General features: G+C 38.2%; 5 protein-coding genes. 2 read left to right on the top strand and 3 right to left on the bottom strand.

Translation table 11 applies throughout. The features are described from left to right. Both acs and E1171_RS09290 read left to right on the top strand, forming a co-directional pair. Positions 1–1,900 (top strand): acetate--CoA ligase (acs, locus tag E1171_RS09295; RefSeq protein ID WP_155205731.1); only part of this gene is annotated, 1,900 nt, incomplete at its 5' end. A 432-nt stretch (positions 1,901–2,332) separates the two neighbouring features. Next, positions 2,333–4,615 (top strand): TonB-dependent receptor, encoded by a 2,283-nt coding sequence (locus tag E1171_RS09290; protein WP_155205730.1) that lies wholly within the window; start codon positions 2,333–2,335, stop codon positions 4,613–4,615. 112 nt (positions 4,616–4,727) lie between these two features. Here the strand turns inward: E1171_RS09290 and E1171_RS09285 are convergent, their stop codons facing one another. The 3 genes from E1171_RS09285 to ybaK form a co-directional block, all read right to left on the bottom strand. Continuing rightward, positions 4,728–5,132: a nuclear transport factor 2 family protein gene (locus E1171_RS09285; RefSeq protein ID WP_155205729.1), complete on the bottom strand. Its 405-nt coding sequence runs from the start codon at positions 5,130–5,132 to the stop codon at positions 4,728–4,730. After that, positions 5,119–5,502, bottom strand: a complete 384-nt coding sequence (locus E1171_RS09280; RefSeq protein ID WP_155205728.1) for a VOC family protein — start codon at positions 5,500–5,502, stop codon at positions 5,119–5,121. The genes E1171_RS09285 and E1171_RS09280 overlap by 14 nt, the downstream gene beginning before the upstream one ends. 41 nt (positions 5,503–5,543) lie before the next feature. Beyond that, on the bottom strand, positions 5,544–5,963 hold a 420-nt coding region (ybaK, locus tag E1171_RS09275), incomplete at its 5' end, for a Cys-tRNA(Pro) deacylase (RefSeq protein WP_155205727.1).

Below are 5,963 nucleotides of genomic sequence, written 5' to 3'. Positions count from 1 at the left end.
TTCATTTGAGGAATATAAAAATTCATATAAACAAAGTGTGAATGACCCGGAAGGATTTTGGTCCGATATTGCTTCCACTTTTCAGTGGAAAAAGAAATGGGACCATGTTTTGCAAGGAGATTTTAAACAGCCCCAAGTGAAATGGTTCGTTAATGGCAAATTAAATATTACGGAAAATTGCTTAGATCGTCATTTAGAAAAAAGAAGCAAACAAACCGCTATCATCTGGGAGCCTAATCACCCAAGGGATCAGCCCATTCACCTTACTTATGCCGAATTGCATGAAAAAGTATGTAAATATGCAAACGTTTTAAAAGAGAACGGAGCAAAAAAAGGGGACCGCATTTGCATCTATATGCCTATGATCCCAGAAATAACAATAGCTGTACTTGCCTGTGCTCGAATTGGAGCCATACACTCAGTTGTCTTTGCTGGTTTCTCTGCCCAGGCCATTGCAGACAGAATAAATGATGCCAGCTGCAGCATGGTAATTACTACAGATGGTATGTATAGAGGGCCCAAAAAGCTTCCAGTAAAAGATACTATAGACTCAGCTCTTGAAACCTGTCATTCTGTAAAAAAAGTCTTGGTGGTTCAAAGAACTGCTCATCCCATAAAAATGGAAGAGGGAAGGGATGTTTGGGTGCATGAGGAAATAGAAAAGGTAACTTCCGATTGCCCTGCAGAAGAAATGGATGCCGAAGATATGCTTTTTATTCTCTACACCTCCGGCTCTACAGGAAAACCCAAAGGAGTGGTCCATACCTGCGGAGGTTATATGGTATACGCCGAGTATTCTTTTCGAAATGTTTTCCAATATGAAGACCGAGACGTTTACTGGTGTTCTGCGGATGTGGGGTGGATTACTGGACACACTTATTTAATTTACGGCCCTTTATTGAGTGGTGCAACTACCTTAATGTTCGAAGGCGTTCCTACTTACCCAGATGCTGGACGTTTCTGGAAGGTTGTGGACAAACATCAGGTTAATATTTTTTATACAGCTCCAACAGCAATCCGCTCGCTAATGGCAAGTGACCTGTCTTTTGTAAGAAATTATAAACTCAACTCCTTAAAAGTACTCGGTACAGTAGGAGAACCTATTAATGAAGAGGCCTGGTATTGGTACTTCGAACACATTGGTAAAAAGAAGTGTCCAATAGTAGATACTTGGTGGCAAACCGAAACCGGGGGAGCCATGATTTCTCCTTTGGCCAATATTACAGAAAACAAACCGACCTTTGCAACCTATCCACTTCCTGGAATCCAACCAGTTTTATTGGATAAAAATGGGGATGAAATCAAGGAAAATGAAAAAGAAGGATATCTATGCATAAAGTTTCCATGGCCATCAATGATACGAACCACTTACGGTGACCATGAACGTTGCCGAAAAACCTATTTTTCTTCTTATAAAGGATATTACTTTACCGGCGATGGCGCCAAACGAGATCGTGATGGAATGTACAGAATTATCGGGAGGATTGATGACGTAATAAATGTCTCAGGCCATCGGTTTGGAACTGCTGAAATAGAAAATGCCATTGATGAACATCCCGAAATTATTGAATCAGCAGTAGTGGGTTACCCTCATGAAATTAAAGGACAAGGTATCTATGCCTATGTAATCTGTGGGGATCATGTTCCTGAAGACAGAGGAAGAATAAGGGAGGAAATCATTGCGATGGTAGATGAACAAATTGGTAAAATTGCTCGACCGGAAAAAATTCAGTTTGTCGAGAACCTCCCAAAAACTCGATCCGGAAAAATAATGAGAAGAATCTTACGTAAGGTAGCAGAGGGAAATACCTCCAACCTAGGGGACACCACTACTCTTCTAGAACCAAAGGTGGTGGAAGATATTATTCAAGGAGCAGTGAAGCTTGAATCAGCAGTTTGACATTACTAGTCAGGATAATAAAATACAAAAGCCATCCTTGTTTCAAAGATGGCTTTTCTTTTGCCTTCACCTTACAACTCGAAGGACAAAAATTGTTTTTTAAGAACCCTAGTTTTCCAGGAAAAGAATGTTAGAAGTACTCATCACTTTTAGATTCAATCTTTTTTGGAAATTTTTATTCCTTCTATGCCTTCAAATACTTCAAAAATTTCACATCCCTTCAGACCATTGTTTCAACCCCTCAAATTTCACTTCTTTTAATTAAAAACCCATTCCGTTCAAAAATATTTTCAGATAACAACCAGTGTCTGTTCAAGATATCATGCACAGAACAATAAGTTCAACCATAATAAATTTTTAGACAAGGCTAAAACTTTATTTTAGTTTTATGGTTTTTATATTTAGATTTGTAAAAAAAATCAATCTATCCCTATGAAAAAACTAATACTACTTTTCTTTATTTTCACCTTCAATAGTCTCGAATCCGAAGCCCAAGAAAGAAAAGGCTCAATAAAGGGACAGGTAAAAAATAGGGGCAAAGCCATTATTTTTGCTAATATTGGATTGGAAAATACTACTTTTGGCACATCCTCCGATGCCAATGGAAATTTTGAATTAAGTGATATTCCTTTCGGTAATTATTCGCTACAGGTCTCCGCAATGGGCTATGAATCATTCGGAAAAACAATAAATATCCAAAACTCTTCTCCACTAATTCTTGATATTGAATTGCAAGAAAAACTATCCGAACTGGATGAGGTGGTGGTCACAGGAACCATGAAAGAAGTTTCCAGAAAAAAATCTCCTGCGCCAGTTGAAGTATTCACCCCAGCTTACTTTAAGAAGAACCCTACTCCCGCTCTATTTGAGGCCCTACAATTAGTAAATGGAGTTAGGCCTCAGCTCAATTGCAATATTTGTAATACAGGAGATATTCACATCAATGGGATGGAGGGCCCCTACACCATGACCTTAATCGATGGCATGCCCATTATTGGGGGTTTGGCATCGGTTTACGGGCTTAACGGAATTCCCAATAGCATGGTAGAAAGGCTGGAAGTAGTAAAAGGCCCTGCATCCTCCCTCTATGGTTCAGAAGCAGTAGGTGGATTAATCAATGTAATCACAAAAAGCCCCGACAAAGCTCCTATTTTTACACTAGATGCCTATGCCACTGACTGGCAAGAGTTCAATACCGATGTGGGCTTCAAAAACAAAATTGGGAAGGCGACCTCTCTTTTTGGCTTGAATTATTTCAATTATGGTAAACCCATTGATAAAAATGGGGATAATTTCACCGATGTCACGCTTCAAAACCGAATTTCCCTTTTCAACAAATGGAATTTTAAAAGAAATTCAAATCGACTCGCTTCTATTGCAGGAAGGTTTATTTATGAAGACCGTTGGGGAGGAGAAATGCAATGGACCCCAGAATATAGAGGAGGAGATCAGGTATATGGAGAATCGATTTACACCACCCGTTACGAATTATTGGGGGCTTATCAATTACCTTTCCAAAGAGAGAAAGTTATATATAATTTTTCCTACAGTAATCACCATCAAGATTCTCGCTATGGAAATACTTCCTTTATTGCGCAGGAAAACATAGTCTTTAATCAGTTGAATTGGGATAAAAAAATCAATGATACGCATGACCTTTTAGTAGGAGCTGCCTTAAGATACACTTACTACGACGACAATACTCCTGCTACTCGAGTGGGAGCATCTGAAAGTTCTAATGAACCAGCTGAAACGCTCTTACCTGGAATTTTCTTGCAAGATGAACTTACATTCAACGAGCATCACAAATTATTATTAGGTGCTCGCTTAGATCATCATTCAAAACATGGGGAAATATTTTCTCCCCGATTAAACTATAAATGGGCCCCTGATCCACAAAATATTTTTCGACTTAGCCTCGGAAATGGATTTAGGGTGGTGAACCTTTTCACCGAAGATCATGCCGCTACAACAGGTGCACGAGAGGTGGTGATTGCAGAAGAACTCCTTCCTGAGCGATCCTATAATGCGAACCTAAATTATCAAAAGTTTATAGGCAAGGATTTTGGGTTGATCAGCTTAGATGCAACAGCTTTTTATACCTTTTTCACCAATAAGATAATTGCTGATTATGAAACCAACGATCAACAAATCATTTATGACAATTTGGACGGATATGCCGTTTCTACCGGTTTATCCCTTAACACTGATGTAGATTTCGCTACGCTACCTCTGGAGGTTAACCTGGGCCTTACTTTCATGGATGTTTTTGAAATAAGAAAAGAAGAGGGCGTAAAAAGCAAACACAAGCAATTGCTCACGGAGAATTTTTCAGGAACCTATACCGTCAGCTATAAAATCCAAAAATGGGATCTTACCATTGATTACACAGGAAATTTCTATGGACCTATGAAATTACCATTGCTTGATGATGACTTCAGAGATGATTATTCGCCCTTTTTTAGCATTCAAAATATTCAACTCACCAAACGCTTTTCTGACCAATGGACCTTATACGGAGGAGTAAAAAACCTTTTAAATTTCACTCCATCAGATGATGCTATCATGAGGCCGTTTGATCCTTTTGATCGGAATGTAGACGATAAGGTAAGCAATCCTTACGGCTATACTTTTGACCCTACCTATGTATACGCATCAAATCAGGGAATCCGTGCTTTTCTGGGACTAAGATTTACTTTAATGGAAAGAGATTAAAGAAAATGGGGAGGGGGACATAGTATATTAAGATAAACCCTCTCCTCATTTTCAAAAGCAAAATTCTCTCTTTTATACTTGAAGTAAAAAATGGGGATTTATTAATCCAAGATCATATTTCTTCATTTTCATCAAATAGATTCTGGACAGCTACAGAATCCAAGTATGCTCGTACCTCCACAATTTTCCCATTCTCAAAACGACAAATCCAACAATAATTATTTTTAAAAGGCTTCCCATTTTTTGCTGTTGAGATGGATTCTAATTCGACAATAGCAGTATTCCCTGTCATAAAAATATTCGTTACACGAAGTCGAACCCCTCCTACAAGAAGCTTATTTAAACGAGCAAAAGTTTTGCTTAAGAAGTATTCCTTACCATGATACTCCCCTGCCAAGGGATGAGTACCCATTACCGTCCATTTAAGCTTTTCATCCACATGATTAAAAAACGCCTCAAATTCTCCATTTTCTAAATGAAAAAAAAGGGAACGTACGCTCTCATTAAAACCTTTCATTTTTAAAATTTAATTCCACTCTTATACCAGCAGGGTCTCTCAAAAACAATTGAGTAGTATTCACTTCTGGCAGATAACTGCTTTTAAAAACGATATTAGCATTTTTCAGTTGCTGAACATAATGTTTAAGATCAGAACAACTAAAAGCAAAATGATCAAAATGACCTAAGGATTCTCCCTCTTTTTCTTTTTCGTTTTCTGATAGATGCACCAGAGGTTGGTTATTAGCATACAACCAATATCCCTCACTATTAAACTCAGGCCTAAACCCCACCTTCAAACCTAGGATTTTGGTGTAAAATTCTTTGACCTCTTTCAAAAGTGCTTTAGGAGCTTTAATATTAATATGGTTAATTCCTATTACTGTCATAATTGAATCGCTATTAAAAGAAAAAAGTATTTTAATTCACATTACCTAGAAATATCAGCAAACCGTCCCATAGTCAAAGTACATAAATCTTCTGCCTTGAGCTCTATTTCCAAGCCTCTCCTACCTGCACTAATGTAAATGGTATCCCAGTTATTTGCACTTTCATCAACCACAGTTGGCAATTGTTTTTTCTGCCCAAGTGGACTAATCCCTCCCACTATATACCCAGTTGCTCGCTCAGCCTCCTTGGAATCGCACATTTTAGCTTTTTTTGCTCCCAAAGTTGTTGCAATAAGTTTTAAGTTCAATTGCCTAGCCACAGGGACAACTGCTACGGCTAAATTCCCAACATCCAGAAAAACCAAAAGAGTTTTAAAAACTCTTTCAGCATCTACCTGCAATTGGGTTACAGCCTCCTCTCCGAAATTTTCATTGGAAGGATCGTGATCGTATGAATGAAT

Origin of the sequence: Xanthovirga aplysinae, assembly GCF_009711365.1 — a bacterium.
Classification (GTDB): Bacteria; Bacteroidota; Bacteroidia; order Cytophagales; family Cyclobacteriaceae; genus Xanthovirga; species Xanthovirga aplysinae.
Note: the sequence above shows the minus strand (reverse complement) of the source record. Positions and strands in the feature narration are given on the sequence as shown.

Bases quoted from the DNA above. Each gene is read 5' to 3' on its own strand.
- E1171_RS09290 (WP_155205730.1), top strand. From the start codon at position 2,333: ATGAAAAAACTAATACTACTTTTCTTTATTTTCACCTTCAATAGTCTC.
- E1171_RS09280 (WP_155205728.1), bottom strand. From the start codon at position 5,502: ATGACAGTAATAGGAATTAACCATATTAATATTAAAGCTCCTAAAGCA.
- E1171_RS09285 (WP_155205729.1), bottom strand. From the start codon at position 5,132: ATGAAAGGTTTTAATGAGAGCGTACGTTCCCTTTTTTTTCATTTAGAA.